The sequence below is a fragment of the Hymenobacter elongatus genome (assembly GCF_004745955.1).
GTDB classification, from domain to species: Bacteria; Bacteroidota; Bacteroidia; order Cytophagales; family Hymenobacteraceae; genus Hymenobacter; species Hymenobacter elongatus.
The window spans coordinates 74,511-88,923 of sequence record NZ_SRLD01000022.1; the positions used below are offsets into that span (position 1 = coordinate 74,511).

Here is a 14,413-nt window from a genome sequence, read left to right on the forward strand (position 1 = left end):
TTAATAACTCAAACAGCTTCTGAGCCGCCCTACTGGCTGGAGCCATCCAGGTAGCCTTCGGTGAAGACGTGGTACTGGTCGAAAATGGAGCGCACCGAGCGGCGCAGCACCACTTCCCCCTGCACGCCCGATGGCACCGTTACGCCGGAAGCATAGCCATTCCACACGGCCCGGTTGGTCTTGTTATCGATGAGGGTGACCAGCAGCGTGCCTTCGGCGAGTACCATCTTGACGGGCTGGTAGCCCTGCCGACTGTCTTTGGGGGTTTCGTCGTCCTCTACCGTCCCCGAGGTCATCCACTTGGTCAGATCTTCCTGGGCGTAGCCGCGAAAAGCCATGTCGCCCTCAAACAAACGGAACAGAACCAGCAGATCGGGCCGGTTGCGGGCCGGCTTGTAGCCCTGCACCCGCATGCGGGTCCGGATGGCGTCCCGCAGCACTGTGCCCATCTTGCTGGTATCGGCTGCCAGCCCTTGCCCCGTCACAAACTCATAGGTGCGGTAGCGGCGGAAGTTTCCGGTATAACTATAGTCAGACTCGATGCGCGCCTCGCGGGCGGCGAAACAACCAGAAAGGGCTACACTCAACCCAAAAATCAGTATAGAGGTCAGTTTCATGGGCAGAAAATCTTTTGAGGAATGGGTAGCCTAAGATACGTCATCCGAGAGGCTTATGTATTGACTAAAAGTCAAAAAATCCGCAAAAAATTTCTCCCTTCGGTAGTTCTGCACCCGGCGCTGAGGAGCAGCCGGAGTTTGCATCCTACCGATATCCGGCTGCCTGCAGCGCAAACAGCTCCGAATAGCGGCCGTTGCGGGCCAGCAGCTCCTCGTGCGAGCCGATTTCCACGAATTGCCCGTTCTCGATAACCAGAATTCGGTCGGCCATGCGCACGGTGCTGAAGCGGTGCGAAATCAGCACGGCCGTCTTGCCCTGGGTGAGGTCGGCGAAGCGCTGGAATACTTCGTGCTCTGCCCGGGCGTCGAGGGCGGCGGTGGGCTCGTCCAGAATCAGCAGCTGGGCGTCGCGCATGTAGGCCCGGCCCAGGGCTATTTTCTGCCATTCGCCCCCGCTCAAATCGACACCGCCGGCAAAGCGGCGACCAATCATCTGGTCGTAGCCGCCGGGCAGCTTCTGGATGACGGTATCGGCCAGGCTTTGGGCCGCCGCCGTCTGAATCCGGTCCGTATTTTCCTTTTCCTCGATGCGGCCTACAGCCAGGTTTTGGCTGGCCGAGAGCTGGAAGCGCACGAAGTCCTGGAAGATAACGCCGATTTCCTGGCGCAGCTCCGCCGGGTCGTAGTCGTGCAGGTCGTGGCCGTCGAGCAGAATCCGGCCTTCGGTGGGGTCGTAGAGGCGCGCCAGCAGCTTGACGAGCGTGGTTTTGCCAGCTCCGTTTTCGCCCACCAATGCCAGCTTTTCGCCGGCCCGCAGCGTGAAGCTCAGGTTGCGAATGGCCCATTTGGTGCCGCCCCGGTACTGAAAGCCCACGTTTTCGAACACAAACCCCTCCCGAATGGGCCTCGGAAAAGGCCGCGTGGGCTGGTCTTCCGGCCGCCCGATGTGGGGCTGCAAATGGAAAAAGTCGAAGAAATCCTGCAGGTACAGCGCGCCTTCCGCCACACTGCTGAAGCGGCTCAGAATGCCTTCCAGCAACCCCCGCATGCGGGCAAAGGAGCCGGCCAGAAACGTGAGCTGGCCGATGGAGATAGTGCCGCGCACGGCCTGCGCAATGATGTAGACGTAAGCCGCGTAGTAGCCGCCCGCGCCCACGGCGGCAAACAGGGCACCCCAGCCGGCCCGCCGCACCACCAACGACTTATTTTTCTGGTAGAACTCATCGGACAGCAGCTTGAAACGCTCAATGAGGAAGCCCGACAGGCCGAAGATCTTCACTTCCTTGGCCGTCTCGTCGCTGGCTCCGGTTTGGCGCAGGTAGTCCAGCTCGCGCCGCTCGGGCGTCCAGCCATGCACCAGCGAGTAGCTGCGCTCGTTGAAGTGCGACTCGCCCAAAAAAGCGGGCACCACGGCTACCAGCAGCAGCAGCAGCAGCCACGGATTGAAGGCCGCCAGTCCCACCGCCAAAAACACCATCGTGATACTATCCTGGGCCTGCGAAAGCACCTGCGACATCAGCACGGTGCGGGAAAGCGTCTGTCGGCGCGCCCGCTCCAGCTTGTCGTAGAAGGCGCTGTTCTCAAACTGGTCGAGGTCGAGCTGGCCGGCGTGCTCCATCAGGCGAATCGAGGAGCGGTTGGCAAACAGGTCGCCGAGCAGACTGTCGAGCAGGGCCACGCCGCGCCCCAGCACATCGGAAAGCATCGCCAAGCCGAACTCCAGGCTCACCAGGCCGATAATCGGGGTCAGGGACGCGCCGGGCGTGCGGGCCAGACCAATGATGGAATCCAGAATCAGGCGGGCCACATAGAGCATGGCCACCGGCAAGGCCGCCCGCAGCAGCCGCAGCACAATATTGCCGAGCGTGAGGGTCGGGCTGGTTTCCCAGATTAGCCCCAGAAACTCGGGCAGATTTTTCAGAGCCGACACCCGTTCCCGCACGCTGAGGGCCGGCTTGCCATCGGGCCGGGGCCGCTTGGCGGAGATTTTCTCGATTTTTTTGGATAACCAGGACATAGAAGCCGGCTACGTCATACTTCGGGCCGGAGTTGAGGGGCGGCCGTTTTGGCAGGGGGTGTCAGATTTTCCTTGGAAAGACGTACAGTGGCCCGTGTCCCGTCTCTTCAAGCGTGCCCTTAAGAAGCCGGCCTGCTGGCGCGCCCGCCCCATGCACGGCCTCACCGACCGCCAAATGCTCATCGGCCTGCTAGCCCGCAACACCCGCCACCAGAAAATCCGGGTGCCGTTGCGCCCCTCCAAAAGCTCGCCCACCCAGCCCGCAGTGCGGCTGCGCTTCCAGGGCTACCCCAAGCTCCTCGTGCTCAGCGGGGGCGGGGCCACCGGCGCCCCCATCTGGAAGGAAACGAAAAGCCCCGCCAGTTGCTGGTGGGGCCTTTTGGTGTGGGGTGTTAAAACTAAAGGATGAAGCTTGAAAGCAGTGTGAATAACCACTCAGTCTTTGCTTATCCACCATTCCGGGAAATCCACTTCTGTCAAAAGGTATGTAGATGGGTCTCCATCAAGAATTTCTAATTTCTTGAGTGGTTGTAGGACATCCTCCAATAGGGATTTATTAAGTGTTGTTATGAAAGAAGTTTTAATTAATCCAATGCATTTGAGAGCTAAAGATTGGTGGTTATTGTTTGAGAAATGGTGCTGGCCGTTATAGTTTTGATAGGATACGAGTGTGGTTTCATTGTGTAGGGCCATGGCAAGGTTGTTTTCGAATGATGCAGTGAATCTTCTAACATACAACGAGTCAGCCCCGCTAAGCAAGAGCTTTGTAAGCTTATGATTTGCATTAAACTGCAAGTCAATATTGTTATATTGATTATTGCCAACTATACAAAATAGTTGTTCTTTATTTCCCTTATAAGTGATTTCCTTGTCGTTGATTCCTCTATATTTTATTTGATTATAAATTGTCTTTTTATTAATATAATCATTTACATCCAACGCAATATTGCTTTTTAATAAAAATTCACGATAGATTAGACCAGATATGCCTGTGGCAATTAAATTGTCTTCCTTAATATACGGCCGAAGAAATCCAAAGAGGAAATCTATATAACCATCTTGAACAAGTATCAGGTCATATTTCTTGAATAAGAAAGAACATTTATCAATACATCCAGGAGTGTTAAAGTAATCTCTGTGAAGCAAAGCTATTCTTTTGCCTTGATATTTCTTCGTAATCTGCGACAAAATTACTTGTTTGCCTTTATTTGAAGAAAAAGCATAAAACTTAATTCGCCTGGTTAAGAAATCATATTCCTTGTCATTACCAGAAAACCGAAAAGGTTTACTTGTGAGAAATAATGGCAACATATTTTCATACTCGCTAGAGTCGAATTTCTCAATAAGGAATTCAAGTATGAAATTCTTTAAGAAAATGAAATCATCATTTTCAATGATCTTATTTCTGTTTGCTTTGAGTTGCAGCTTTCTTGGTGGCGATATATTTATATTAAATTCACAGTGCTGCATCCATACAGGGGCTAAGCCCAATTGCGAACTACTCTGTGATATTGCAAAACACTGTTGCGAGACTTTTCCTCCGCTTATAATTGTTTGATGTTGAGATTGATAAACAATAATATTGCCTTCAATCCAATCTTGTTCTTCGATTTCAAAAATAGCAATGTTATTGATATGAGTATACTCTTCTGGTATAGAAATAGATTTTTTATTTAAACAATGCACATTGTCGTCAATTGTTAAGTTTATAGGTATTTCTTGATAGTTCATACTTTGCTGTATAATATTAAGCAGTGAGTCATTTTCTAATTTGGAGGCGTAATCTTCTTTTAACTGCAATGTTATGGTCGTTCCAAAATTACTTTTTACGCTTTTTCTTTTTTCTGTGAACCTATCGTGCAGATTCAAAATGTAATGTATTGGAGTTGGCGTATCCAAAGGGCCGTAATATTTGGTTGACTCAATTTCAATCGAGTCAGACACCATAAAACATGAAATAATGCCTATACCGAAATTGCTAATTGGTGAAAATCTAAAATCAGCTGACTGAAATGATTTGCTTTTATAATAACTTTTACCAATTTTTATTAGATAGTTTTGAAACACGCTTTCGTCAATGCCGATTCCATTGTCTGATATTTTTAATATCAAGCTTTCAGTCGAATACGTTATGCTTATTTTGGGAACGAAAGTGTCGTCATATCTTTCTGATAATTCCGTGCGCATTTTACATGCATCATATGCGTTCTGAATCAATTCACGTATAAAAATGTTGGCAGAGTCATAAAGTTCAGTGCCCATTAATATGCTTAGCACTTTCTCGTAGTCTAAGTTTATTTGAAGGTCTGTAAAAATATATGAGCCATCATTTCTGCACTTTAGAATGACCTCATTGGTTAAGTCGAGAGCATAGCTGGAATTGTTTCCAAGCAAACCAATTGTATCTCGTCTTTCTGTTTCAATCCACTCAACAAAATCTCGCACAGAACGCTCAATTCTGGCTGAAGAGCACTTCGCGTCGAACTCGATTGTTTTGCCTGAAATGCACTTTCCCTCGATAGACTGATGCTTTCGCCATTCTTCAATGCTTATCTTATTTTGAGGGTTGATGTGCTTGTATAAAAAATATGGAGTTCTAAACAAGTCAAAATCCAGTATATCTCCTAATCTAAGGAGTGTTGCAATATATTGTATATTGACACGGTACGTATCAATTAATTTGTCCTTCGGATATTTCTCTTCATTCTTTAAAAAATCTATACCATGTGCATGGCTTAAAATTACGTTTTTTACCCAGTCAGATAAGTCTATTCCGTTAAAAGTAAAATCAATTTTATAAGTATTGAAATCATTTTTAAAGAGGTCTATGTATTCAAGACTTTTTGTGACATGGTTGCGTCGAATATATTCAGTCAAAATATCGTCTTCATCAGCATTTGCTTCAAAATCAATGAAAGTTTTTTTGAATTCCGATGTTTTTTTTATAGTCTCCGCTTCTTCTTTGTTTATAACCATGCCTATGTCATGCAGGAAAACTGCTTGAATTAGTATAGTGAGTTCAATAATGTTTAATTGAACTTGGTCTGGCAATATCTTTCTTATATTATCGAGTATAGTTCTGCAATGACCAATGTTATGCAATGTATATTCAGGCATGTAAGACGGAATACGATTTAATAGAGCCTCTGCCACCGGTATCAGGTGGTTGTTTATGTTGCTTGATATCCTGAAATCGGTTTCGCCAAAAAGTGCTTTTTCCGCTGTTTGTAGCTGTGAAAGGAGAGACTCTTGCATGATAATTAGTGTTAGAGCGGTTTCGTGAACGGTGCAACCCGGCTGCTGTAGAGACGCGTATTCGCGTCTCGTCGTTGAACGAAACCGGGCAGGCGGCACGAACGACGAGATGCGAATACGCGTCTCTACATCGGGTGGCTACGGTTCGCGAAACCGCTATAGTAGTTTTTTGGACTAGTTGCGATAAAGGTAATGGTTCGACTTCCATCAAAAAAGCCTCGCCAGCCACTGGCAAGGCTTGTGGTTGCTTAGGCTACGGGGCTCATTCCTTCACCAGGCGTTTCACCACCGTACCCGCCTGGGTGTGGAGGCGCACGATGTAGATGCCCGTGGTCAGGCCGCTCAGGTATTACCCAAGAAGCCCCAGCTGCCCCCGCCGCTGGGGCTTCTTTGTTTCCTTCGGCCCTTACGCCACCACCCTGTACAACTATTTCCATAAATCAAAAAATACTTGTACACCCTCTCCGTCGTTACTGTACAACTATTTTCGAAAACCAAAGAATACTTGTACACCCTAATATGCCGCGTCGCTCTTTACCATCGACTAACCTGATAGTTCGCGTGCGGACTTGGTTTGGGCTGGGCCAGTCCGAAATGGCTTTGTATTTGGGCGTGAGCCCTACCCTCATTCATTCCATTGAGACGGAGCGGCGGGGCCTGACCACCAATCTGCTGCTGGCCCTGCGGCCTCTGCTGCTGCACTTGCCACCGGTCGGAGTGCCCGCCGAAACGCCCGCCCCAACTAGCCGCCCGCCGGGCCTGCCCGCGCCCGAGGCGGCGGAGCTGGAGTTTCGGCGGCGGGTGTGCCGGCAGCAGGCGGCCCGGGTGGAGCGCGAGCTGGCCGCGCTGGAGGCGCGGGCCCGCGTGGCCGAACGGTGGGCGCAGGCCCTACCGGCACTGCAGCAAGCCGCCGCCGCTGTTCCACCCGACCCTGCCAACCCTGACCGCGCCGCCTGGCTCACGGGCTGGCTAGCGCGGCAGGCCCGGCCGCTGCCGCCCGAAGACGCCACTCGCTGGCGCCTGCTGCGGGCCCGGCTGGCGGCCTTGGCGGCGGAGCAGGTGGCGCTGGCGGAGCATGCGGGCTAAGCAATTGTTTGCGTTAAAATCCCAGGTTGCTGAACCGGTGTAGAGACGCATAGTTGCGTCTCGTCGTTGAACGACCTAGTATCGGGCGGACACAGCGACGTCAGCAACGACGAGACGCAACTATGCGTCTCTACACCGCTCTGAAGAGTTGTGGGCGCACGCAAATAGCTTCTACACCACATTCTACGGCATTAATATAGACGAAGACGCATACTATTCAGAAACGGATGAGCGTTGGAAGGGCAGTTCCATCTTTTAACCTTATTAACTGCTAGCAACCATGTCCGTAGATTATTCTCTCCTCACCACCCGCGCGCTGTGCGATGAGGCCACCGCCGAAATTGAATTCGAGCTCAAGACGTACACTACCCGCGAAGCCCAGGGCGAGCTGACCGATACCCGCACCCAGCGGACTGCCACCCGCACCACCGCCCAACTGGCCAAAGTGAATGCCCAGATAGCAACCCAGGATATTCTGCTGGCTACGGCCGGCCTGGATGCCGACACGCTGCAGACCGCCACCGACGAGCGGGCTGCCCTGCTGGTGCGGCGTACCAGCCTCAGCAAGAGCAAAAGCCTGACCTCGGGCGTCGCCCGATTCTTTATCGGCGTAGACACTGAGCAAATAGCCAAGCAGGTTGAAACGCTTACCACCGTGAAGGAGGGCATTGCCACGCACCGGGCCACGCTGCCCGCCTAGGGCCGCGCCCCGCTGGGCACTCCTTTTATAAGTAAGAAGCCCCGGTCGCTGTTGCGGCTGGGGCTTCTTTGTGCGGTGCGGGTGAGCTGGTGGTGTGGTAGAGCTGTTGAAAAAAAGAACGATAACGGCTTGATCTGGCGTCCGCGAAATCGAGGCATCTCTCCCGCCGAATCAGAGGTAGCAGTGCAACGTCGGCGCGCGGGATATTTCCTCTCTGCCTGGAGCGCAGAATGGTCGACAGGATAGTCTGTTTCCAACAACGTCAGCACGCGAGATTCCTCGGCAAGCTCGGAATGACGCTCTTTAAGTGGTCGTGCAGAAGTAATCGTATTGAATTTAGAACGTCATGCTGAGCGAAGCCGAAGCATCTCTACCGCCACAGTAATCAGTTACTATTGTAGTAGAGATGCTTCGACAAGCGGACGCCAGATGAAGCATGACGACCTTTTTTGCTACGACTACTTATTTGCGCGACTACTTATTTGCGCGACTACTTAGTAGACGGACTGCCCCAGCTTCAGGCGAATAGGGAGCGGCAGCACCCGAGTTTTCTACCGACCTTTGCGGCCCTATCCGCGCCTGCGTCTTCATGCTGCCCACCCAAAATAAAGTCTACACCGCCGGCTTCTGGCTGATGTGCCTGTCATCGTTCCTGTTTTTCATGAGCTTTAACATGCTGCTGCCCGAGCTGCCCGACTTTCTGACGCGGCTGGGCGGGGCCGAGTACAAAGGGTTCATCATTGCGCTTTTCACCCTCACGGCGGGTCTTTCGCGGCCTTTCAGCGGGAAGCTGGCCGATACCGTGGGGCGCATTCCGGTGATGGTATTTGGCTCGCTGGTGTGCTTTATATGCGGGTTCTTTTATCCGTGGGTGAGCACCGTGGCCGGCTTCATGGGTCTGCGGCTGCTGCACGGCTTCAGCACGGGCTTCAAACCCACCGGCACGGCGGCCTTCATTGCCGATATCATCCCGTATGAGCGGCGCGGCGAGGCCATGGGGCTGCTCGGTGTGGCGGGCTCCCTGGGCATGGCCGCTGGTCCGGCGCTGGGGCCGCATATCACGGCGGCCACCTCGTTGAACACGCTTTTTTACTGCTCCTCGGGTTTGGCGCTGCTCAGCCTCGTGGTGCAGGGCACCATGACCGAAACCCTGCCCGCCGAGCAGCGTCAGCGCTTCAGCTGGCGGCTGCTGCGCCTCGACTGGCACGAAGTACTGGAACCCCGGGTGCTGGCTCCGGCCCTGGTCACGCTGCTGTGCCTGTTTCCCTTTGGGGCCATCCTGACCATCGTGCCCGACCAGAGCCGGGTGTTGGGACTCAAAGCGGCCGACAAAGGCTTGTTCTATACCTGCTTCACCCTGGCTTCGCTGGTGGTACGACTGCTGGCCGGCCGGGCTTCCGACAAATACGGCCGCCTGCCGGTATTGCGCCTATCGACGGCCCTGCTGGTCATTTCCCTGGTGCTGCTCACGCTGGTAGAGCACTCGGTACCGCTGTTTCTGGGCTCGGCCGTGCTGTTTGGTCTGGCTACCGGCCTCAATTCGCCCACAATCTACGCCTGGACCATCGATTTGAGCCATCCGGCGCGGCGCGGCCGGGCGGTGGCCACAATGTATATCGCGCTGGAAGTCGGTATTGGGCTGGGGGCGCTGCTGGCCGGCTGGATCTACGGGAACATCGACAGCCGCTTGCCCTACGTGCACGCCGCCAGTGTGGTGGCTACGGTGGCGGCCCTGGCGTATCTGCTGTGGGGCGTGCGCGAAAAGCAGCCGGCGCGGGCGTGAGCCCCGCCCCGCGCCCCGGCCAGCCCCGTATCCTGATTCCCACTTCGGCAGGGTTATAGCGTAGAAGCTACTGCTCTGTTTCGCACGCACATTTTACCGCCTGACGTATGACTTTCGTTTTTGTATGGGCTATTGGGGCGGTTTCCCTGTGGGGAAATTCCCCTGCTGCCCCCGAAAAAACCCACGTGCAACCCATGCCGCAAAGCGTCGCCCAACCTGCGCCATCCTTCTGGCAGCCCGTGGGCGCGGTTCAGGCGAAGCGGCTGGGCCGACCGCGCCTGCAGCCCCGGCACTACCGGGTCGTTCGGCTCAACGTGGCCGGCCTGAAAAAGGCGTTGGCAACGGCCACCTCCATTGGTGCCACTGGTGCCACTGGTGCCGGGCTGGTGCTCCTGCTGCCGCTACCCGACGGCTCGCTGGTCGGCTACCGCATGCGCCCCACCCAGGTAATGGCTCCCGAGCTGGCCGCCAAGTACCCGGAGCTGCAAACCTACGCCGGCCAGGAAATCGGCAACACAGCCAATGACGTGCGCCTGGAGCTGACGCCGGCCGGACTCCGGGCCATGCTTATCCGAAATGGCCGAACCTTTTTTATCGAGCCCTACCGTTCAGCTGATACCCAGCATTACCTCTGCTTTGCAAAAGACAGCTTACCGGCCGGCAGCAAGAAAGGGTTTGAGACGCTGGAAAAGTAGTCCTGATACTGAGGCCGTTTAAAAAGCAAAACAGAACGTCCTGTCGACCACCGGGAGACATCTCGCGTGCACTGGTATATGCTTACTAAGAATCTGTTTGAGTTAAAAAATTCCGAACCGGTCATGCTTGATCTGGCGTCCGCGCAGTCGAAGCATCTCTACCGCTTCGTAGGAGTCGTTCGACGAAGCGGTAGGGATGCTTCGACTGCGCGGACGCCAGATCAAGCATGACCGGTTTTAATAACTCAAACAGCTGCTAAGGCAACGTCAGTACGCGAGATGTCTCCCGGCGGTCGACAGGTCGATTTAGCGTATTTCGAGCGGCTTCCTAAACAGGTTCAATTGCTATGAAGCAGGAAAAAGACATAATCTGGGACCGGAGGCAGCGGCAAAAAACAGTATCTTAGGGGCCTTCAACCAGTTTCTGACCATCCTTCATCTTCCTGCTCCTACTTATGACTTCAAGCTTTACGAACTCGTGGCGCACGTGGCAACCGGCCCTGCTGGGCAGCCTGCTGCTGGCAGCAGCGGGGGCTCCGCACCAGGCAATGGCCCAGCGCGTCCTCTGGTCCGACGACACGCAGGCACCGGCCGCTGCCCGGCTCACCACGGCCGCCTTGCGCCAGTATCGTCCGGTTTCTTTCCAGATGGATGCCGTGCGGGGCGCGCTGCAGCAGGCACCGGCCGAGCAAGGCGCGGGGGCCCGCAACTCAGCCACCGTCATTTCTCTGCCGATGCCCGATGGCAGCTCGCAGCGCTTTCGCATCGTTAAAGTAGCGGTGATGCACCCGGCGCTGGCCGCCAAATATCCTGCTATCAACACCTACCAGGCCCAGGGCATCGACGATCCTTCGGCCATAGCCCGGCTGGATGTGTCACCGGCCGGCTTCCACGGTATGATTCTGGGCAGCCAGGGCCGCACGGTCTACATCGATCCGGCGGCGCAGGGCGACAATGTGCACCACTTGGTATTTGAGCGGCAGGCCATGAACCAGGCCGCGCTCGGGGCCGTGTGCCTTACCACCGAGGCCGACGCCGCGCTTGCGATGCCGCAACCCACAGCCTTCCTGCGTCAGCCCAACGGCACGCAGCTCCGCACCTACCGCCTGGCCATGGCCTGCACCGGCGAGTATGCCGCCACTAAAGGCGGGACCAAAGCCGGTGCCCTGGCCGGCATCGTGACGTCGGTGAACCGCGTGAGCGGGGTGTACGAGAAAGAACTCGCCGTTCGGCTGGTACTCGTTGCCAACAACGACCAGTTGGTGTACCTGGATGGCAGCACCGACCCCTACACCAACTCCAGCGGCGGGGCGATGCTGAATGAGAACCAACGCACGATTTCTACTATTATCGGCGAGGCTAACTATGACATTGGCCACGTATTCAGCACGGGCGGCGGTGGCGTGGCACAGCGCCCATCGGTGTGCCTACCTACCAATGCAGCCTTCAGCCAGGGCAAAGCCCGGGGCGTAACCGGCCTGCCGAACCCGGTGGGCGATGCCTTCGATATTGACTTTGTGGCCCACGAAATAGGCCACCAGTTCGGGGGCGACCATACGTTTAACAGCAACACCGGCAACTGCGCCGGTAACAACCTGGCCGCTTCTTCTTCTTACGAGCCTGGCAGCGGTGTCACCATCATGGCCTACGCCGGTATTTGCAGCCCGCAGGACCTGGCCGATAACAGCCTCCCCTATTTCCATTCGCGCAGCTTCGACCAGATCGTGACCCACATTACGGGCGCGGGCAACTGCGCCGTAATCACGCCCACGAACAACCTCGTGCCAGTAGTGAATGCCGGAGCCAACTACCGCATTCCGGTCAGCACGCCTTTCGCCCTCACCGGCTCGGCTACCGATGCCGATGGCGACCCACTCACGTATTCGTGGGAGCAGTTTGACCTGGGCCCCACCGGCCCGCCGACCGCACCTGTTGGCAATGCGCCTCTCTTCCGGTTTTTCACGCCTACGGCTTCCCCTACGCGCACCTTCCCCAAGCTGTATAACCTGCTTACGAATACCGATACCATCGGCGAAGTACTGCCTGCGTATGGCCGGCGGATGGTTTTCCGGTTGGTAGCCCGCGACAACCGCGTAGGCGGTGGTGGCGTCGACTACGACTCGATGCACGTAGTGGTGGTACCCACGGCGGGTCCGTTCCTGGTTACGTTCCCCAACACGGCCTCTACCACGCCGATTCGCTGGTTGGCCGGCGCGCCCCAGCAAGTCAGCTGGGACGTGGCCAACACCACGGCGGCCCCAATCAGCGCGGCTAACGTGGATATTACGCTGTCGACGGATGGTGGCCGCACTTTCCCTACGGTGTTGCTGGTGAACACGCCCAACGACGGCACCCAGCTGGTGACGGTTCCGGCTAGCGTAGGTAACTCCTCGCTGGCCCGCATCAAAGTGCAGGCTTCGGGCAATGTCTTTTTTGATATTTCCAACAGCAACTTTGCTATCCAGGTCCCCACGGGTCCAACCTTCTTCCTGACTCCGACCACGGCCTCGGGCCAGCCCCCAACAATTTGCCCCGGCGCAGCCACTCCGGTAACCGTCGCCGTGGGTCAGCTACAAGGCTTCACGGGCACCGTAGCCCTGTCGGCAGCTAACCTGCCAGCGGGAATGTCGGTGACTTATACCAACCCCAACGTAAGCGTGGGCGGTACTACTCAGGCTACCATCACGACCACGGCCGCTACGCCTTCGGGCACCTACCTGATCAACTTGGTAGGCACCAGCGGCAGCGTCACCCAGCAGCAGCAGTTCCGCGTGGTGGTAAGTCTATCGGCCACGCAGGCAGCCAGCCCGATTGCGCCAACGACTGCCACCCGCACTACGCAACGGCCCCGCTTCTCGTGGACCGCAGTGCCTAATGCCACGGCTTACGAAATTGAAGTTGCCACCAACGCAGCCTTCACGAACCCTACTGTTGCCCTGACCGCTGTGACAGGCACCAGCTTCACGCCGGTCGTTACGCTGCAGCCCAACACTACCTATTTCTGGCGTGTGCGGGGGACCAGCCCGTGCGGAGCGGCTCCCTTTTCGGCCACCGCCCAGTTCCAGACCGGCGCTTCTATCTGCCAGACAATCGCGGCTACGCAGGTGCCCCGTGCCATCACCGCTGGGGCCGTTCGCACTGTGACGTCCACCATTGCCGTGGCAACGTCAGAAGTGGTTTCAGATATCCGAATCCGTAACCTGGTCATCACCCACCCGGCCGTAAGTGAGCTGACGCTGACGCTGACGAACCCCGCCAAGCGCTCCATCACGCTGCTCGCCAATCTGTGTGCCGGCACGGCTGACATCAACCTGAACTTTGATGATGCAGCCACGGCAGCCCTCAGCTGCCCGCTGAACAGCGCCGCCACGGTACGGCCCGCAGGTCAGTTGTCTGACCTGCTCAACGATCCGGCCAACGGCGACTGGGTACTGACCATCAACGACAACAACGCGGCCAATGGCGGCTCGTTGCGGTCCTGGAGCCTGGAGCTGTGCACCCTTGGTACGGCACCGCCCGCGCCCCTCTCCCTGCAGACCATCTACAACGCGTACACCAATGGCAGTGGTAAAGTAGACGTGCTGTGGTCAGTAGATCCGAACTCTAACGCTACGACCTACGAAGTGGAGCGCTCGTTCCAGAACAACACGAGCTTCCAGCGTGTAACGACGGTAGCAGCCCCCAACACGTACTACGAAGATCAGGTAACGGTGAATGGCACGTACTTCTACCGGGTGCGTTCGGTTAATGCTAGCGGTACTTCGGTTTATACCAACGTAGCCAGCGTTTTGAGCAACCAGAGCACCACGCTGCTCAAAGGCATCCAGGTGTACCCGAACCCCAGCACGGGCATTTTCAAGGTAAACGTGGACAACGCGCAACGTGGGGCCATCGCGCTACGTGTGACCGATGCCATGGGCCGCACGGTATCGGCGCAAACCCTGACCAAAGGCGCTACCCTGCTGCAGCACGAGCTGGACCTGAGCAAGCTCAGCCCCGGCGTCTACCAGCTGCACATCGATATGCCCGAGGGCACGGCGGTGCAGCGTCTGCTGAAGCAATAACCAGCTTGGGTATACATGCGAAAGGGCGGCTCCAGATGGAGCCGCCCTTTTTGTTTGGTTGAACTGGTGACTAAGAGCCTATCCAAATAGGCAGTTATACCAGGTGATTCGAGCGCAAGCAAAATGGAGCATGGCCAGATAGTTTTCGGGTTTTTTGGCCCAACGAATCAGCAGGTGGCGGAAGCGGTTGAGCCAG

The 14,413-nt window shown here is 55.7% G+C and carries 10 protein-coding genes and 1 pseudogene; 6 read left to right on the forward strand and 5 right to left on the reverse strand.

The features are described from left to right. Positions 1-29 precede the first annotated feature (29 nt). Entirely contained in the window at positions 30-617 is a 588-nt protein-coding gene (locus E5J99_RS12340; protein WP_135498113.1) for a DUF4136 domain-containing protein, read from the reverse strand. Positions 618-762: 145 nt separating this feature from the next. After that, on the reverse strand, positions 763-2,634 hold the full coding sequence (locus E5J99_RS12345; protein ID WP_135498114.1) for an ABC transporter ATP-binding protein: 1,872 nt from the start codon (positions 2,632-2,634) through the stop codon (positions 763-765). Between the two features lie 94 nt (positions 2,635-2,728). Here E5J99_RS12345 and E5J99_RS12350 point away from each other — a divergent pair, with 94 nt between their 5' ends. After that, positions 2,729-3,043 carry a hypothetical protein gene (locus E5J99_RS12350; RefSeq protein WP_135498115.1) on the forward strand — a complete coding sequence of 105 codons (315 nt, stop codon included), beginning with the start codon at positions 2,729-2,731 and terminating at the stop codon, positions 3,041-3,043. Positions 3,044-3,069: 26 nt separating this feature from the next. Here E5J99_RS12350 and E5J99_RS12355 read toward each other — a convergent pair whose 3' ends face one another. Continuing rightward, a complete protein-coding gene (locus tag E5J99_RS12355) occupies positions 3,070-5,889 on the reverse strand; it encodes an HD domain-containing protein (RefSeq protein ID WP_135498116.1) in 2,820 nt (939 codons plus the stop codon). A 262-nt stretch (positions 5,890-6,151) separates the two neighbouring features. Then, positions 6,152-6,235 (reverse strand): T9SS type A sorting domain-containing protein, encoded by an 84-nt coding sequence (locus E5J99_RS22275; RefSeq protein ID WP_135498125.1) that lies wholly within the window; start codon positions 6,233-6,235, stop codon positions 6,152-6,154. Between the two features lie 215 nt (positions 6,236-6,450). On the opposite strand from E5J99_RS22275, the gene E5J99_RS12365 reads away from it, so the two are divergent. The 5 genes from E5J99_RS12365 (at position 6,451) to E5J99_RS12385 (ending at position 14,217) form a co-directional block, all read left to right on the forward strand. Next, entirely contained in the window at positions 6,451-6,975 is a 525-nt protein-coding gene (locus E5J99_RS12365; protein WP_135498117.1) for a hypothetical protein, read from the forward strand. 280 nt (positions 6,976-7,255) lie between these two features. After that, a complete protein-coding gene (locus E5J99_RS12370) occupies positions 7,256-7,675 on the forward strand; it encodes a hypothetical protein (RefSeq protein WP_135498118.1) in 420 nt (139 codons plus the stop codon). 589 nt (positions 7,676-8,264) lie between these two features. After that, the gene (locus E5J99_RS12375) at positions 8,265-9,458 is read left to right on the forward strand and encodes an MFS transporter (protein WP_135498119.1); all 1,194 of its coding nucleotides are present in this window, start codon (positions 8,265-8,267) and stop codon (positions 9,456-9,458) included. A 107-nt stretch (positions 9,459-9,565) separates the two neighbouring features. Then, on the forward strand, positions 9,566-10,153 hold the full coding sequence (locus E5J99_RS12380; protein ID WP_135498120.1) for a hypothetical protein: 588 nt from the start codon (positions 9,566-9,568) through the stop codon (positions 10,151-10,153). A gap of 455 nt (positions 10,154-10,608) precedes the next feature. After that, positions 10,609-14,217 (forward strand): reprolysin-like metallopeptidase, encoded by a 3,609-nt coding sequence (locus E5J99_RS12385; RefSeq protein ID WP_135498121.1) that lies wholly within the window; start codon positions 10,609-10,611, stop codon positions 14,215-14,217. A 78-nt stretch (positions 14,218-14,295) separates the two neighbouring features. Here E5J99_RS12385 and E5J99_RS12390 read toward each other — a convergent pair. Then, positions 14,296-14,413 (reverse strand): annotated as a pseudogene (locus E5J99_RS12390) (IS5/IS1182 family transposase); the annotation flags it as partial.

Bases quoted from the DNA above. Each gene is read 5' to 3' on its own strand.
- E5J99_RS12385 (WP_135498121.1), top strand. From the start codon at position 10,609: ATGACTTCAAGCTTTACGAACTCGTGGCGCACGTGGCAACCGGCCCTG.
- E5J99_RS12370 (WP_135498118.1), top strand. From the start codon at position 7,256: ATGTCCGTAGATTATTCTCTCCTCACCACCCGCGCGCTGTGCGATGAG.
- E5J99_RS12355 (WP_135498116.1), bottom strand. From the start codon at position 5,889: ATGCAAGAGTCTCTCCTTTCACAGCTACAAACAGCGGAAAAAGCACTT.
- E5J99_RS12345 (WP_135498114.1), bottom strand. From the start codon at position 2,634: ATGTCCTGGTTATCCAAAAAAATCGAGAAAATCTCCGCCAAGCGGCCC.
- E5J99_RS12375 (WP_135498119.1), top strand. From the start codon at position 8,265: ATGCTGCCCACCCAAAATAAAGTCTACACCGCCGGCTTCTGGCTGATG.
- E5J99_RS12340 (WP_135498113.1), bottom strand. From the start codon at position 617: ATGAAACTGACCTCTATACTGATTTTTGGGTTGAGTGTAGCCCTTTCT.
- E5J99_RS12380 (WP_135498120.1), top strand. From the start codon at position 9,566: ATGACTTTCGTTTTTGTATGGGCTATTGGGGCGGTTTCCCTGTGGGGA.